The organism is Marinobacter sp. F3R11 (assembly GCF_003318275.1).
Classification (GTDB): Bacteria; Pseudomonadota; Gammaproteobacteria; order Pseudomonadales; family Oleiphilaceae; genus Marinobacter.
The window spans coordinates 299,318-313,336 of the sequence record NZ_QOCH01000003.1; the positions used below are offsets into that span (position 1 = coordinate 299,318).

Annotated in this window: 14 protein-coding genes; 6 read left to right on the forward strand and 8 right to left on the reverse strand. The window is 54.4% G+C overall.

The window, feature by feature from the left end:
* Window positions 1-17 precede the first annotated feature (17 nt).
* Both DS878_RS01400 and DS878_RS01405 read left to right on the forward strand, forming a co-directional pair.
* Window positions 18-920: a WYL domain-containing protein gene (locus DS878_RS01400; protein ID WP_113814148.1), complete on the forward strand. Its 903-nt coding sequence runs from the start codon at window positions 18-20 to the stop codon at window positions 918-920.
* Window positions 871-2,691: an ExeM/NucH family extracellular endonuclease gene (locus tag DS878_RS01405; RefSeq protein ID WP_261977543.1), complete on the forward strand. Its 1,821-nt coding sequence runs from the start codon at window positions 871-873 to the stop codon at window positions 2,689-2,691. Before DS878_RS01400 ends, DS878_RS01405 begins: the two co-directional genes overlap by 50 nt.
* Window positions 2,692-2,742: 51 nt before the next feature.
* Here the strand turns inward: DS878_RS01405 and queE are convergent, their stop codons facing one another.
* Together queE and queC are read right to left on the reverse strand one after the other, a co-directional pair.
* Window positions 2,743-3,399 carry a 7-carboxy-7-deazaguanine synthase gene (gene queE, locus DS878_RS01410; RefSeq protein WP_113814149.1) on the reverse strand — a complete coding sequence of 219 codons (657 nt, stop codon included), beginning with the start codon at window positions 3,397-3,399 and terminating at the stop codon, window positions 2,743-2,745.
* The gene (gene queC, locus DS878_RS01415; RefSeq protein ID WP_113814150.1) at window positions 3,399-4,064 is read right to left on the reverse strand and encodes a 7-cyano-7-deazaguanine synthase QueC; all 666 of its coding nucleotides are present in this window, start codon (window positions 4,062-4,064) and stop codon (window positions 3,399-3,401) included. Before queC ends, queE begins: the two co-directional genes overlap by 1 nt.
* A gap of 170 nt (window positions 4,065-4,234) precedes the next feature.
* Between queC and DS878_RS01420 the strand changes: the two genes are divergently transcribed.
* Complete coding sequence (locus DS878_RS01420) at window positions 4,235-4,741, forward strand: hypothetical protein (RefSeq protein ID WP_113814151.1); 507 nt, start codon at window positions 4,235-4,237, stop codon at window positions 4,739-4,741.
* On the opposite strand, the gene DS878_RS01425 is transcribed toward DS878_RS01420, so the two are convergent.
* A complete protein-coding gene (locus DS878_RS01425; protein WP_113814152.1) occupies window positions 4,716-4,955 on the reverse strand; it encodes a hypothetical protein in 240 nt (79 codons plus the stop codon). The two genes, DS878_RS01420 and DS878_RS01425, sit on opposite strands and share 26 nt — an antisense overlap.
* 542 nt (window positions 4,956-5,497) lie before the next feature.
* On the opposite strand from DS878_RS01425, the gene DS878_RS01430 reads away from it, so the two are divergent.
* On the forward strand, window positions 5,498-5,770 hold the full coding sequence (locus tag DS878_RS01430; RefSeq protein ID WP_113814301.1) for a hypothetical protein: 273 nt from the start codon (window positions 5,498-5,500) through the stop codon (window positions 5,768-5,770).
* A 54-nt stretch (window positions 5,771-5,824) separates the two neighbouring features.
* Here DS878_RS01430 and DS878_RS01435 read toward each other — a convergent pair whose 3' ends face one another.
* The gene (locus DS878_RS01435) at window positions 5,825-6,082 is read right to left on the reverse strand and encodes a hypothetical protein (RefSeq protein ID WP_113814153.1); all 258 of its coding nucleotides are present in this window, start codon (window positions 6,080-6,082) and stop codon (window positions 5,825-5,827) included.
* Between the two features lie 197 nt (window positions 6,083-6,279).
* On the opposite strand from DS878_RS01435, the gene DS878_RS01440 reads away from it, so the two are divergent.
* On the forward strand, window positions 6,280-6,624 hold the full coding sequence (locus DS878_RS01440) for a hypothetical protein (RefSeq protein ID WP_113814154.1): 345 nt from the start codon (window positions 6,280-6,282) through the stop codon (window positions 6,622-6,624).
* An 8-nt stretch (window positions 6,625-6,632) separates the two neighbouring features.
* On the opposite strand, the gene DS878_RS01445 is transcribed toward DS878_RS01440, so the two are convergent.
* Window positions 6,633-7,919 carry a serine hydrolase domain-containing protein gene (locus tag DS878_RS01445; protein ID WP_113814302.1) on the reverse strand — a complete coding sequence of 429 codons (1,287 nt, stop codon included), beginning with the start codon at window positions 7,917-7,919 and terminating at the stop codon, window positions 6,633-6,635.
* Between the two features lie 203 nt (window positions 7,920-8,122).
* On the opposite strand from DS878_RS01445, the gene ybaK reads away from it, so the two are divergent.
* Window positions 8,123-8,593: a Cys-tRNA(Pro) deacylase gene (ybaK, locus tag DS878_RS01450; protein ID WP_113814155.1), complete on the forward strand. Its 471-nt coding sequence runs from the start codon at window positions 8,123-8,125 to the stop codon at window positions 8,591-8,593.
* A gap of 103 nt (window positions 8,594-8,696) precedes the next feature.
* Here the strand turns inward: ybaK and DS878_RS01455 are convergent, their stop codons facing one another.
* The 3 genes from DS878_RS01455 to DS878_RS01465 form a co-directional block, all read right to left on the reverse strand.
* Window positions 8,697-10,940 carry an NADP-dependent isocitrate dehydrogenase gene (locus tag DS878_RS01455; protein ID WP_113814156.1) on the reverse strand — a complete coding sequence of 748 codons (2,244 nt, stop codon included), beginning with the start codon at window positions 10,938-10,940 and terminating at the stop codon, window positions 8,697-8,699.
* Window positions 10,941-11,216: 276 nt separating this feature from the next.
* Window positions 11,217-13,208 carry an acetoacetate--CoA ligase gene (locus DS878_RS01460; RefSeq protein WP_113814157.1) on the reverse strand — a complete coding sequence of 664 codons (1,992 nt, stop codon included), beginning with the start codon at window positions 13,206-13,208 and terminating at the stop codon, window positions 11,217-11,219.
* A gap of 16 nt (window positions 13,209-13,224) precedes the next feature.
* A complete protein-coding gene (locus tag DS878_RS01465; protein ID WP_113814158.1) occupies window positions 13,225-14,004 on the reverse strand; it encodes a 3-hydroxybutyrate dehydrogenase in 780 nt (259 codons plus the stop codon).
* Between the last annotated feature and the right edge of the window lie 15 nt (window positions 14,005-14,019).

Below are 14,019 nucleotides of genomic sequence, written 5' to 3' on the forward strand. Positions count from 1 at the left end.
ACCGTGAGCGCCTGGTTATGAAAAAAACGGACTGGCCCATCCGATGGGATTTGCTGCTTCGCTACCGCCTTATTGAAACCATTGCCCTGTGGGAAGGTCGCCTGACCACCAACCACATTTGTCACAGCTTTGGTATCGGTCGGCAGCAGGCATCTAAGGATATCAATACTTACCTGCGCGAACTGGCCCCTGGCAATCTTGTTTATGATCGTCATCTCAAGGGCTACGTACCTGCAGACCGTTACCGCCCCGTTGTCACCCGGGGACACGTCAGTGAATATCAGGATCTGCTAGCGCGCCAGCAGAGTCTGAGCAGTACCTTTGAAGATCTCGATATCGGCCTGCCAGACAGCACCGTTGTATACGGCCCTAACCGGGTTATAGCACCCGAAACCATGCGAGCTGTGGTAGCTGCCACTCGCTATGGCCGCCAGCTCAAGGGAAGCTATGCATCCCTGAGCCGCCCCGAAGCCGTGGAGGGTATTCTCGAACCGCACACGTTGATATGTACAGGCAACAACTGGCATCTGCGGGCCTGGTGTGATTCCAATCGCGAGTTCCGGGATTTTGCTCTGAGCCGCTTCCATGCAGCTCCTGTAGCCTTGCGACAGAAAGCCAAACATAACAGCCAGCAGGATGACGACTGGAACCGCACTGTCACAATGTCGATTTCCCCCGATCACCGCCTGACGGAGGCCCAGCAGAAAATCATCGCACTGGACTACGGCATGGAAAATGGTCGGCTGGAGGTCAATACCCGAGCTGCTCTGGTACCCTATGTGCTGTCACGGCTTGGAATCACACTGGACAGCTATCATCCTGACCCACTGATACAGCAACTTGAACTGACCAACCCGGATCAGCTCGGTTTTGGCAGCAAACGCGAACGCGCCCTTAGGGCCGTTGCAGGCCTACGCTAAGCCAATCAGTGTGCTCCTGAACAGACAGTACTTTGTCGCCCTGTCTCTTGCTCTGTCGCTGCCGGCCTCTCAGGGTTCGGCAGCGGACCATTGTGGCAAACCAGCGACACCAATTGCCGAGATTCAGGGCCGGGAAGACACCTCTCCGCTCGTCGGAGAGCGCGTTACGGTAGAAGGTATACTCACCTTCGATGCTCGCAGCGACGGCGGGTTTGGTGGTTTCTATCTGCAACAGGCTGACGGCGAAACCGACAACAATCCCGAGACATCCGAAGCATTATTTGTTTTTACCCGCAAAAAGACAGGGGCGCCCGGCAAGCGGTTGCGCGTTACCGGCACAGTAAAAGAATTCCACGGTCTGACAGAGCTGACCAATATCCAAAGTATAACCTCTTGCGATTCGGCACCCCTCCCTCAGGCACAACCGCTGACTCTGCTTTGGCCACGAGCTCTGGAGTCGCTCGAAAACATGCGGATTCAGGTGCCCAAGCCGCTAACCGTTATTGATTCCTGGAATCTCACACGTTTCGGCGAGCTCGCACTTGCAGCAAGCGATCAGGTAGTACCGACGGAATATATGGAGCCAGGGCCAGAGGTAATACAAATAGCAGACAGAAGCAGGCATCAGAGAGTGTTGCTGGACGATGGCCGCAGCGTTCGATACCCCAATCCTGTACCCTGGCCTGCCGGCGGCCTGAGTGATGAGAATACGGTTCGTAGTGGCGACAAAGTCCTCGGCCTTGCAGGGGTTCTTGATTACCGTTTTGGTGCCTGGAGGATACAGCCGGAAGAAGCTCCGGTTTTCGAATCTGTAAACAGGAGGCCGTCAGCGCCTCAGCGGCCGGCTGAACCCCACCTCCGGATCATGACAATGAATCTGCAAAATTACTTTAACGGCGACGGGAAAGGTGGTGACTTTCCAACGTCACGTGGCGCCGCTACATATGCGGCTCAAAAGATACAGCACCGGAGGCTGGCAGAAGCCCTGCAAAGGCCAGACCCGGATATTCTGGCGGTCACTGAGCTGGAAAACGACGGCTACAGCGAGACCAGCGCCATAGCTCAACTCGCAGGGGCTCTCGGGCCAGAGTGGACCTTTGTTGCTACCCCGGGGGCCGATGGCCACGACCAGATACGCACAGGCCTGCTATACCGCCAGGATCGCATCGTAGCTGAAGCGCAGCCGGTACGTCTGAACACCGGTCCGTTCAGCACAAGTGGCCGCCCACCAGTTGCACAAACCTTCCGTCCGGAAGGGCAGCGCCTTGCCATTCAGGTTGTGGTGCCACATCTGAAATCGAAGTCCTGCCAGGGTGCGACAGCTGCCAACAGGGACAGATCTGATGGTCAGGGATGCTATGCAGAGCGCAGGACAGAAGCCGCTCACGCTCTGGCGAAATGGGTCAAGCAGCTACCACAGGTTCCGGATCTTGCAGGAACACTGATCACCGGCGATCTCAACAGCTATTTCCGGGAGGCGCCTCTTCAGGTTCTTCAGCAAGCCGGGTTCACCAGTATGGTGCATCACTTTTATCCCTGCACAGCACAACAATGCACCCATTACACATACAGGTACAAAGGGGAGAAAGGTTCTCTGGACTACGCTCTGGCCTCGCGGCAACTGAAGCCACGGATTATCAACGCTACAACCTGGAGCATTAACGCCGATGAGCCTGCGCCTCTGTACTATAAAAACAACCTGCCGGGCACCACAGAATCACTCTGGCGCTCCTCAGACCACAATCCGGTGATTACCGACATCCGGCTCTGAACAGAGCCTCAGGTTTCTGTACGCCCCTTGAACTATCCCGGCCAAACCGGATCAGTCAATCCCGATAATCTTGTGCATCTGCAGGGTCAGACGCCAGCGGGGGTGCGCTAAACAATAGTCCGTCGCCTTACGGGTATTACTCTGCTTTACCGGATCTGCTCTGTCATCCGGGATTGACGGGGAGGCCATGGGCGACAGGAAAAAGTGTCGGGCGTTTATGTGCGAGAATCTTTCCGGCATTGCTTTGGGCTGAGGATACACCAGCTTCAGCTCATCGCAGGTTTCAAGCACCAAGGGGGCATCTGCCTTGGGGCTAACGCACAGCCAGTCAATACCATCCGGAGCGGGCAGGGTACCATTGGTTTCAACGCCTACCTCAAAACCCAGCCGGTGGAAGGCAGCAATCAGGGTTTCGTCCAACTGCAACAAAGGCTCTCCACCGGTACAAACCACATAAGGCACACCGGGGGCATCAGGCCAAAGGCTGTGAATATGGGCAGCCAGGGCTTCTGCTGTTTCAAAAATCCCGCCATTCTGGCCGTCAGTACCAACGAAATCCGTGTCACAGAAATTGCACACCGCGGCCGCCCGGTCTTTCTCCCGGCCCGTCCAAAGATTGCATTTGCTGAAACGACAGAATACCGCCGCCCTGCCCGCCTGGGCGCCTTCGCCCTGCAAGGTGTAAAAGGCCTCCTTGACCCGATACATCAGCGCCCGGCCTCATAGTCCAGAGGATCCGCAAGACCATTTTCAGCAAAGGCTTCAAGCCGCTCAACGCAAGAACCGCAAAGCCCGCAGGCTTTCTCCCGCCCGTTGTAGCAGGTCCAGCTATTAGCGTAGTCCAGCCCGAGCTTCAGACCTTCAGCCAGAATTTCACCTTTGCTCATATGCATAAACGGTGCTTCGATACCCACAGGTTCATAATTCGCTATCCTGCACACGGCATCCATTTTTTCTACGAACTCCGGCCGGCAGTCAGGATAGATAGCGTGATCGCCACCATGGGCCCCATACCACACCGCTCCGGCGCTTACGGTTACAGCATAACCTGTGGCCAGGGAAAGCAGGATCATATTCCGATTGGGCACTACCGTGGACTTCATACTTTCTTCTTCGTAGTGGCCCTCAGGAATATCTTCGCCGAAGGTCAGAGAAGATCCGGCCATAACATCACCCATGGCCCGAATATCAATAACCTTGTGGGGAATATTGAGGCCTGAGCAAACGGAACGGGCGACATCCAGTTCACGGACATGCCGCTGACCGTAATTGAAGGACAACGCATGCACGCGCAAACCCCGGGCACGAGCCCGGTGCAGCAGGGTAAAAGAGTCCATACCTCCGGAATAAATTACAACAACAGTGTCAGTCATGCTGGCTCCTGGAAAACGGATTAAATACCCGGCAGGCAAAGGGATAATGGGTTCTGTAAGATCCGGGCAACATAATGTGCGTATTGTAACAGTGCAAAGGCCGGTTGAGTTCGCGTCCATGAAGGCGGGCAGGTAAACTAGGCTAAAATATCCTGAAAATCAGACCGCTAATGACTACCGAAGCAAGTCCGGCATTTATTGATTTCGAAGCCTCAAGCCTCGACCTGATTGCAAGTTACCCGATTGAGGTAGGCGTATGCATGCCTGACAGGACACTGCATAGCTGGCTCATTGAACCTCACGTGCTTTGGAGAGACTGGTCAGAAAGTGCAGAACAGATTCACGGAATAGCCAGGGCAACGTTGTTTTCGGAGGGCTGTGCAGTCACCGAAGTCGCCCACCACCTGAATCAGTTATTGTCCGGGTATGTGTACTGCGATGCCTGGACGTTTGACAGTTTCTGGCTGTACCGGCTGTTCCGGGCTGCTGGTGTGAAGCCTGGATTTCAGTTGGAGTCGATCTCAGCTTTGCTGGATGCCAGACAGGTAGCGCAATGGCAATCAGCACGCCGGCAAGTCATTTCAGATCTGGGCCTGCCTGTTCACCGCGCGGCAAACGACGCCTTGATCCTGCACAAAACCTGGGAATACGTTAGTGCTTCAGATCACGTACTCTGAGAGCAAGAACCTCAATTCCGTCCCGAAGCGTAGATAACGTCCAGTATGTGATCAGCGCCATCAAGCCAGCACCAATAACAGTGAAGGCCAGGTCATCACCAACAACATATTCCTTTGCCAAGACCATATACATGGCCAACACGGCTATCAACAGGACTTCAACGACAAAATGAAACTGGAACTTGTTACGGGCGGATCCGGATTCGTCGGACATTTTCTTAGGTTTCAACCTCTGGGTATTTTTCAGTGTGGGTAATGGAACAGTACAAATTATCACCCAACTAGAGCCGGCATTCTGTACGAGTTAGTGGCTACGAACTTTCCACTACCGAAAAAAAACGCAGCCATACAGGCTGCGTATAAAGGAGAGATCCATAAAACATCTGGCTCGCAGATGCCTGGATATGCACAACGTAAAAACACGTGACAAGAGAATTATGAGTGTGCGCCGCACATACGTCTGTACGCGTTTGCCGAAGCTCCCGGGCTATTGCAAACACTGGGCTAACGGATACACTACCAACTTGAATGAACCAACAAAGCCGATTATGACCAGAATGATTTCACAGCACATTACGTATGCCGCAGCGCCTTGCCCTGAAGGGCAGTTCATGCGTGCGCTGGAAAAAGATATCTAACGGCTTTCGGTCAGTTCCCGGGAGCCTTTTTGCAACCGGGTCAGCATCTCCAAAAACCCCGGTTGCTCTTGGCTCCGGGGTTTTGTTTTTGCCGTCGATAAACGACAAGGGGATAGCCATGAAAAAGCAAGCGACAACACGCGCTGCAAACCAGCCACTGAACAACCGGCCCGGGCCGATACGCCGGCCAGAAAAGCTACCGTTGCTGGATGCCATCTGCAAAAAACTGAACCAGCGCGTTAACCTTGATGACGAGCAAAGAGTACTTGGCGTATATGAGCGGGGCTGGATCTTCAACGGCGTACTGGCCACACTCGGTACTGCTGAAGCCCGCTATGTTCGCGCTCTGGCTACCCGCCATAACTCCTGGATTGCACGTCAGGTGGCATAACGGAACAAGGACGCCTGAATCGGCTGATAGCGCCGGTTCAGGCCGTATGTTTCATCAGCATCGCTGGGCATCAAGGTCGCAGTTCTGCAAAAAACTCTTTTTACGATCGATCATCCGCTCATAGGCTGAAATCATAACGGGTACATGGGGAGCCTGAGTCAGACGCAGAATCTCAATACGGCGCTCCAGCCGCTCTACTTCCGTACTGACTTGCTGATGCACGTGACTTCGCACACTATCGTGATGATCAAGCTGGACATTCCTGTCCGTGGAAGGATGGTATTCAGGGTGTGAGTATGCGGGTTTGTTCATTGTGTCTCTCATCCATTGAGTGGCAGCAGTTCCTTTATAAGGTTGCAGTCTGCACACTTGCCTGGCAAAGCGCAAGAAAATGACCAGAGTTTCATTTTTGCGCCATGATCACTCATCCGCACCCGACTCTCCGGGAATCCTGACGAATCCACTGCTATAGTTTCCTTTACTGTTTTTTCAAACTACCAGGATTGTTTATGAGCCAGACGTCCGTTGCAGATACCCTCCGGGAATACCTCTCCCTGCTTGAGTTACTGGACGATGCATACTGGGAAGCCTCCAGCATCCGGCACAAAGACATGCTGTACGACATCATCAGCATTTTCAGCCAGGAAGTGTCTGAGATGAACAAGCTCAGTATTCAGGACCACCACTACCCCTATGAGGTGATCACCGAGGGCATTCGACGTGTAGTGCCCAAACTTGAACGCCTGGACGAGAACCGCGAGGACGTTATTCAGCGCACGCAGACGCTGACAGATTTCAGGGATATTCTGTCATCCGTGCTCGGAATTCTTGAAGACCAGCTCAGAACCCTCTGAGCCGGTTTTCACGCGGCCACTACAGGGCGTTCGCTCTCCGGGCGAAGAGGAAACTGACGGGCAACGGTATACACAAACCTGCCCAATGCAGGCATATGATGCCCGACAATGGGAAACCCGGTATTGAGCAGACTTACGGAGATATCCCGAGCGGCATCTGCCCAGCAGAATTTATTGATCAGCCCTACGTGTCCGAATGCATAACGACTTTTTGGCCCCCACAAACCTATCGGATTGCCCCCCAGCATCATGCCGGCACTGAAGCGCATGGGAATCATCATGGTGCGGTCAATCTGCAGAGAGCCGAATTGCTGAATCGCCCGGCGAACCGTAATCTCACTGCAGATGCGCTTGCCATTCCATAAACCACCGTTAAGCATCATCTGGAAGAAGCGCCCCATTTCTTCAGCCGTTCCGCACAGATTGCCCGCAGGAATCACGGCTTCCTGGAAGCGGGGGTCATTGGTTACCCGCTCCACTGTAGAGATATCGCTGCCAAGCGCACGGTTTACTATCCAGGACACAGGAAAGCGCGGTGTTGGTCCTGTAGCGTAGTTGGTCGCCAGCTCATGAAGCTTTTCAGGCTGAATACCGTAGGTAAACCACTTCATGCCCATAGGCTGACGCAGATGCTGGTCCAGGTAATTCTCGATGGATATACCAGTAACCTTTTCCAGTACTCTCTGCAGTACATAGCCTCCGGTTATCGCGTGATAGGCAATCTTCGCACCGTTTACCTCAACCGCTCTGGCCTCGCAGAGCAGGCCCCAGATCTCGTCCTGATTCCACAAAATATCAACAGGAGTTTCATTGGGAATAGCTGGAATTCCACCCCGGTGCGACAGAATCTGGTGGACCGTGATGGTACGCTTGCCGTTTGATGCAAACTCAGGACAGTAATAGGAAACGGGGTCCATCAGATTAACAAGACCCTGTTCCGCCAGCATGTGCATCAGCAACGCGGTAACCGCCTTGGACGCGGAAAAATAGCAGATGGGCGTGTCAGTCGTCATGGCGACTCTGGGCGTGTCCGCGCGATCATCGGGGCCATTACCGCTCGCATGGCCAATCGCTCGATGCAGAATCTGCTCCCCCCGATGCCGCACCGATATCTGAATGCCCGGGTGCACTCCAGTGCGATACAGGCTTTCCACACTTTTCCAGATGGTGTCGACCGTTCTGGCATCAACGCCGACCGCTTCGGGCTTTTCGCCCGCAACATCACGATGCGTAACGCCAGAAAGGTCCCTTGGAACCTTGCAACTATGAAGAGCACGACGGGCTATCGGATTCATCGGGGACGCCTTGGTCTTGGTGACGGTTTTATCTGCCTTCAGGCTGGCCGCGATCCGCTTCTGTGGCCGGAAACCAACCGCCTGACCCTGAAACAAAGCCTACACCGGATGCGTCACTGTGTACCAGAATGTATTGTCCGCCGGAACCGGAGTTATCATAGGCAGTATGGCATAGGACAAACCAACGATATCTGGAGCTGTTTATGACACCCGGCATTAATGCGGCCATCAAAGCCGGTATTTTTCACAAGATTCACGAATACGAACATGACCCTGCGAATGCAGGTTACGGCAATGAGGCTGCCGAAAAAATGGCGGTTGATCCTGCACGGGTGTTTAAAACCCTGGTGGTCTCTGTGGATGGAAAAGCCCTGGCTGTCGGCATAGTACCGGTCACTGGAATGCTGAGCATGAAGCTGATGGCCAAAGCGGCCGGTGGTAAAAAAGCCACCATGGCTGATCCCCGGGAAGTCCAGCGCCGCACGGGCTATGTTATGGGAGGCGTTAGCCCACTGGGCCAGAAGAGCCGACTGAAGACCTTTATTGATGCTTCCGCAGAGTCCTTTGAGACAATCTACGTCAGTGCCGGCCGTCGCGGACTGGAGATTGAGCTCTCACCGGCAGACCTGGCCCGGCTGACCGATGGGCAACTGGTACCAATCCAGCAGGAATAAGCCGTGCCCAGATTGTAGCCATAAAAAAACCCGGAGAGCCGTTATCGACTATCCGGGTTTCTGCCTCAGGTGACCGAGCATATTGCCCGGTCACTACTCAGGATTACTTCACCGACGCGCGGGCATCTTCCATAATCCGGTTGAGGGTTTTGCTCGGCTGCATGACTGCCTCTACCTTTTCGGCAGGTGCGTGGTAGTAACCACCGATATCCGCAGGATGGCCCTGGATAACGCTCAGTTCTTCCAGGATCTTGTCCTTGTTCTCTTCCAGTTGCGCCGACAGTTTAGTGAAGAACTCTTTCAGTTCCTTATCACTGTCCTGGCTAGCCAGCTCTTGTGCCCAGTAGCGGGCCAGATGGAAGTGGCTGCCGCGGTTATCCAGCTCACCGGTCACGCGGGACGGAGACTGGTTATTTTCCAGCAGGCGCTCAGTAGCCTTGTCCAGAGTCTGACCCAGCAGGCGAGCACGCTTGTTGTCGTGCTTCTGGCCCAGTTCATCCAGGGACACTGCAATTGCCAGAAACTCACCCAGTGAATCCCAGCGCAGGTGATTTTCCTGCAACAACTGCTGTACGTGCTTGGGCGCCGAACCACCCGCACCTGTTTCGTACAGTCCTCCACCATTCAGCAGGGGAACAATCGACAGCATCTTGGCACTGGTACCAAGCTCCAGAATCGGGAACAGGTCGGTCAGGTAGTCACGCAACACGTTACCGGTGACAGAAATGGTATCCAGGCCACGAATCAGGCGTTCCATGGTCCAGCGAATAGCCCGAACCGGAGACATGATGCGAATATCCAGGCCTTCCGTGTCGTGATCTTTCAGATAGGTCTTCACCTTGGTGATCATCTGCGCGTCATGAGCGCGCTCGTCATCCAGCCAGAATACAGCAGGCATGCCGGTGGCACGCGCACGGTTGACTGCGAGCTTGACCCAATCGCGGATCGGCAGATCTTTGGTCTGGCATGCACGCCAGATATCGCCCTGCTCAACATTGTGCTCGGTCAGTACAGTACCGTCTTCGGCAATCACCCGTACAACACCGTCTTCCTGGATTTCGAATGTTTTGTCATGGGAACCATATTCTTCAGCCTTCTGTGCCATCAGGCCGACATTTGGCACGGTACCCATGGTGGTAGGATCAAACGCTCCGTGAGTTTTACAGAAGTTGATCACTTCCTGATAAATCGTGGCATAGGTGGACTCTGGCATAACTGCCTTGGTGTCCTTGAGCTTGCCATCGCGAGCCCACATCTTGCCGGAGTTACGGATCATGGCCGGCATTGAGGCATCAACAATCACGTCGCTCGGTACATGCAGGTTGGTGATACCCTTTACGGAATCGACCATGGCGATTTCCGGACGGTGCTCGTATGTTTTGTGCAGAGCTTCCTGAATTTCTTCCTGCTTGGACTCCGGCAGCTGCTTGATTTTCTCAAGCACAGAAGACAGACCATTGTTCGGGTTCACACCAATTTCTTCAAACAGGTCGCCGTACTTGTCAAACAGCTCTTTGTAGAAAATCCTCACCGCATGACCAAACACGATCGGGTGTGAGATTTTCATCATCGTGGCTTTCACATGCAGGGAAAACATTACGCCGGTCTTTTCGCAATCCTCGATAACGTCCTCAAAGAATTTGCAAAGCGCTTTTTTACTCATGAACATGCCATCGAGCACTTCGCCTTCAAGCAGGGGCAGATCAGACTTGAGTACGGTCTGTTCGCCTTTTTTGTTCTCGAAAACGATGCGGGCGTTGGTTGCCTTATCGAGGATCAGGGATTGCTCATTTGAATAAAAATCACCACCGTGCATGTGCGCCACGTGGGTGCGTGAAGCCGGGCTCCATTCGCCCATGGTGTGGGGGTATTTGCGAGCGAAAGCTTTAACCGCAGCGGGGGCACGGCGATCAGAGTTGCCTTCTCGCAGAACCGGGTTCACAGCGCTGCCGAGTACCTTGGCGTAGCGGGCAGCAATTTCTTTTTCTTCGTCAGTTTCAGGGTTTTCCTTGTACTCAGGAAGGTTATAACCCTGACTTTTCAGTTCTTCAATAGCCGCGCGCAGCTGCGGTATGGAAGCAGAAATGTTCGGCAGTTTGATGATGTTGGCGTCCGGGTCTTTTGTGTATTCGCCCAGTTCAGTGAGAGCGTCCGGAACCCGCTGACTTTCTTCGAGGTACTCCGGGAAGGTCGCCAGAATACGAGCTGCCAGGGAAATATCGCTGGTTTCAAACTCAATGCCAGCCGGCTTGGCGTAGGTTTCCAGGATTGGAAGAAGAGACCGTGTTGCGAGTGCGGGCGCCTCGTCGGTCAGCGTGTAGACAATCTTGGCTTTGGATGATGTCATTTTCGTCCTCAGGCTAATAGGTGGGTTCAGGACGGCCATGGCGCGATCGGGCACCTTGTGAGCGTCTGATCTTTGCTATGACTGATTTTGGAACTTTTAATAGGCGTACTAAGATACCATTTTTTTTAAATATCCGGTTACGATCTTAGTATAAGAACGCATTAAAATCCGCTGATCGTCGGTGACAGGGTGATTAAAAGAGGGAAATTTACGAAACTTTCTAACATTCTGTTTCAATGTATCGCGGTGGGAGCATGCCCCCACCGCGCCAAAAAACTAACTCTCCGGCAGTAAATTCTCCTCTGCAAGCCGGTCACGAATCTGATCCAGTGCCTCAGGATTGCCCAGAGCATCACGATTGTCGGCTTTACTGGAGCCGTTGATCAGACGGGCAACGGCCAGCTCTACTTTTTTACCGCTTCGGGTGTAGGGGATGTCCGGCACCTGAACAATGTGTCTGGGAACATGGCGTGGGCTCGCGCCCTGACGGATTCGGGCTTTGAGCTGTGTCAGCAAGTCGTCTGTAAGCTCCTGCCCTTCTGCCGGCACGACAAACAACACCACTTCTACGTCACCGTCAATCTGGCGCCCGACTACCAGACTGTCTTTGATTGCCGGTTCCGTTTCTACCTGGCGGTAGATTTCTGCAGTGCCAATGCGTACACCGCCAGGGTTGAGTGTGGCATCAGAACGGCCATAGATGATGGCTCCACCGTGTTCCGTGAACTCAATAAAATCCCCATGAGCCCATACACCCGGGAAGCTGTCGAAGTAGGCAGCGCGATAGCGTTCGCCGTCGGCATCATCCCAGAAGGCAACGGGCATGGAGGGCAATGGCTGACGGCACACAAGTTCGCCACGGCCCTGGTCTACAGGTGTGCCATCATCGCCGTATGCAACGGCGTCGACGCCCAGCAAACTGCACTGTATTTCGCCCCGGCGTACCGGCAACATCGGGGTAGAGCCCACGAAACATCCGCAGATGTCCGTCCCCCCGGCGATGGAGCCGAGCAGTGCTTCAGGAGCACCTTTGCTGTACATCCAGTCGTAGTCTTCCGGAAGCAGGGGGGAACCGGTTGAAAAAACCACTCTCAGGTTGCTGAGATCAAGGGTTTCAGCCGGAGCCATTTCAGCCTTGCGACAACCCGCGATAAACCGGGCACTGGTGCCAAAATGCGTAACTCTTTCGGCGGCAACTGTGTCCCACAGGAAGCTGAGACCGGGGTAGCCGGGCGAGCCGTCTACCGTAATAACAGTGGCCCCGGTCAGCAACGCCGAAGCTTGCCAGTTCCACATCATCCAGCCGCAGGTAGTGAAGTAGAGAAACCTGTCTTCCGGCCCTATATCTCCGTGTAGAATCAGTTCCTTGGCATGATTTACCAGCAAGCCTGCTGTCCCGTGGACAATGCACTTGGGCTTACCCGTAGTGCCGGACGAATACAGAATATAGACGGGGTGATCCGGGTCGACCGGTGTAAAGGTGGGTTCCTGACCTGCACCGAAAGCAAGGGCATCATCCCAGGTAGTAACCAGGTCACCTGGCACAGCGGCTTCACCCGGGAGCTGCTCAACACTGACAACACACTTGAGGGTTTTCAGACCGGCGATCAGTTCAGCAAAGTCGTTCTGGCGGGCAAAGGTCTTACCCCCGTACCCGTAGCCGTTTACCACGATCAGCGCAGACGGCTCGATCTGACCAAATCTGTCCAGAATCGCACCTATGCCAAAATCCGGCGAGGCCGAACTCCAGATAGCACCAAGGCTGGTAGCCGCCAGCATACCTGTGATGGCTTCATAGCCATTAGTAACAACACCTGCAACCCGATTACCTTTCTGGATTCCTTTGCTGCGAAGAAACGCCTCCAGGGCGCCCACATCGGCTTTCAGCTGGCCATAGGTGCGACGCAGAACAGGGCGCGTCTCACAGTAGGCCACAATAGCCTCCTGGTTGGCATGATCACCCTCCGCAAGCCGCAGCAGGTTAGCCGCAAAGTTGAGCTTCATGCCCGGAAACCACTCGGCACCAGGCATGTCGCGTTTGCCCAGGGCTTTGCTAGCGGGCGTTTCGCAAACCAGGCCGCAATACTCCCAGACACTGGACCAGAAAGTTTCCAGATCATTTACCGACCACCGGTGTAACGCGTGATAATCAGCAAAAGGACCCAGGCCCTGATCTTCCAGCCAGGCTTTGAACCTGCCCATCCGGGCATTGTCCAGCGTAGCCCCGGAGGGAGTCCAGACTACGGGCGATTGTTCTGTATGGCTCATCCGTCGCTCCTGTTGCTTACTGCATGTGCCAGCCGTGGCTGACAACAATAGATTGGCCAGTAAGGGCGGCCGAAGGGAAGGCTGCAAGGTGCACCGCCATTTCGGAAACATCTTCCAGCGTCGTAAACTTACCGTCCACTGTGTTCTTCAGCATGACCTTGCTGATGACCTCTTCCTCCGAAAGCCCGAGTTCTTTTGCCTGTTCCGGAATCTGCTTGTCTACCAAAGGCGTTCTCACAAAGCCCGGGCAAATGATATTGCTGCGCACACCGTATTCGGCACCTTCTTTCGCAACCGCACGGCATAACCCCAGCATACCGTGTTTCGCGGCAACGTATGGCGCTTTGAGAGGGGACGCTTCCAGCGAGTGCACGGATCCCATATACAACATGGTCCCGCCGTTGCTGGCGTACATATGCTTAAGGGCCTCCCGTGTTACCAGAAAGGCTCCATCAAGGTGCACATTCACCACCCGGCGCCAATCTGAATAGGCCAGTTTGTGTATTGGGTCTATATGCTGGATACCTGCGTTAGCGACAGCGATATCCAGACCACCCCAGGCTTTCACAACTGCAGCCACACCCTTTTCAACAGCCACCTCGTCAGTCACGTCCATAGCCAGAGCCATTGCTGCCCCCCCGGCTTTTTCAATAGCGTCAACGGCCTCTTGTGCGCTTTCGAGGGTAAGGTCCGCCACCGCTACACGGGCACCTTCACGACCATAATGTTCGGCAATTGCCCGGCCAATACCACGCCCGGCGCCAGTAATCAGTGCAACTCGATTTTCGAGACGCATAGTGTTTGTCTCCCG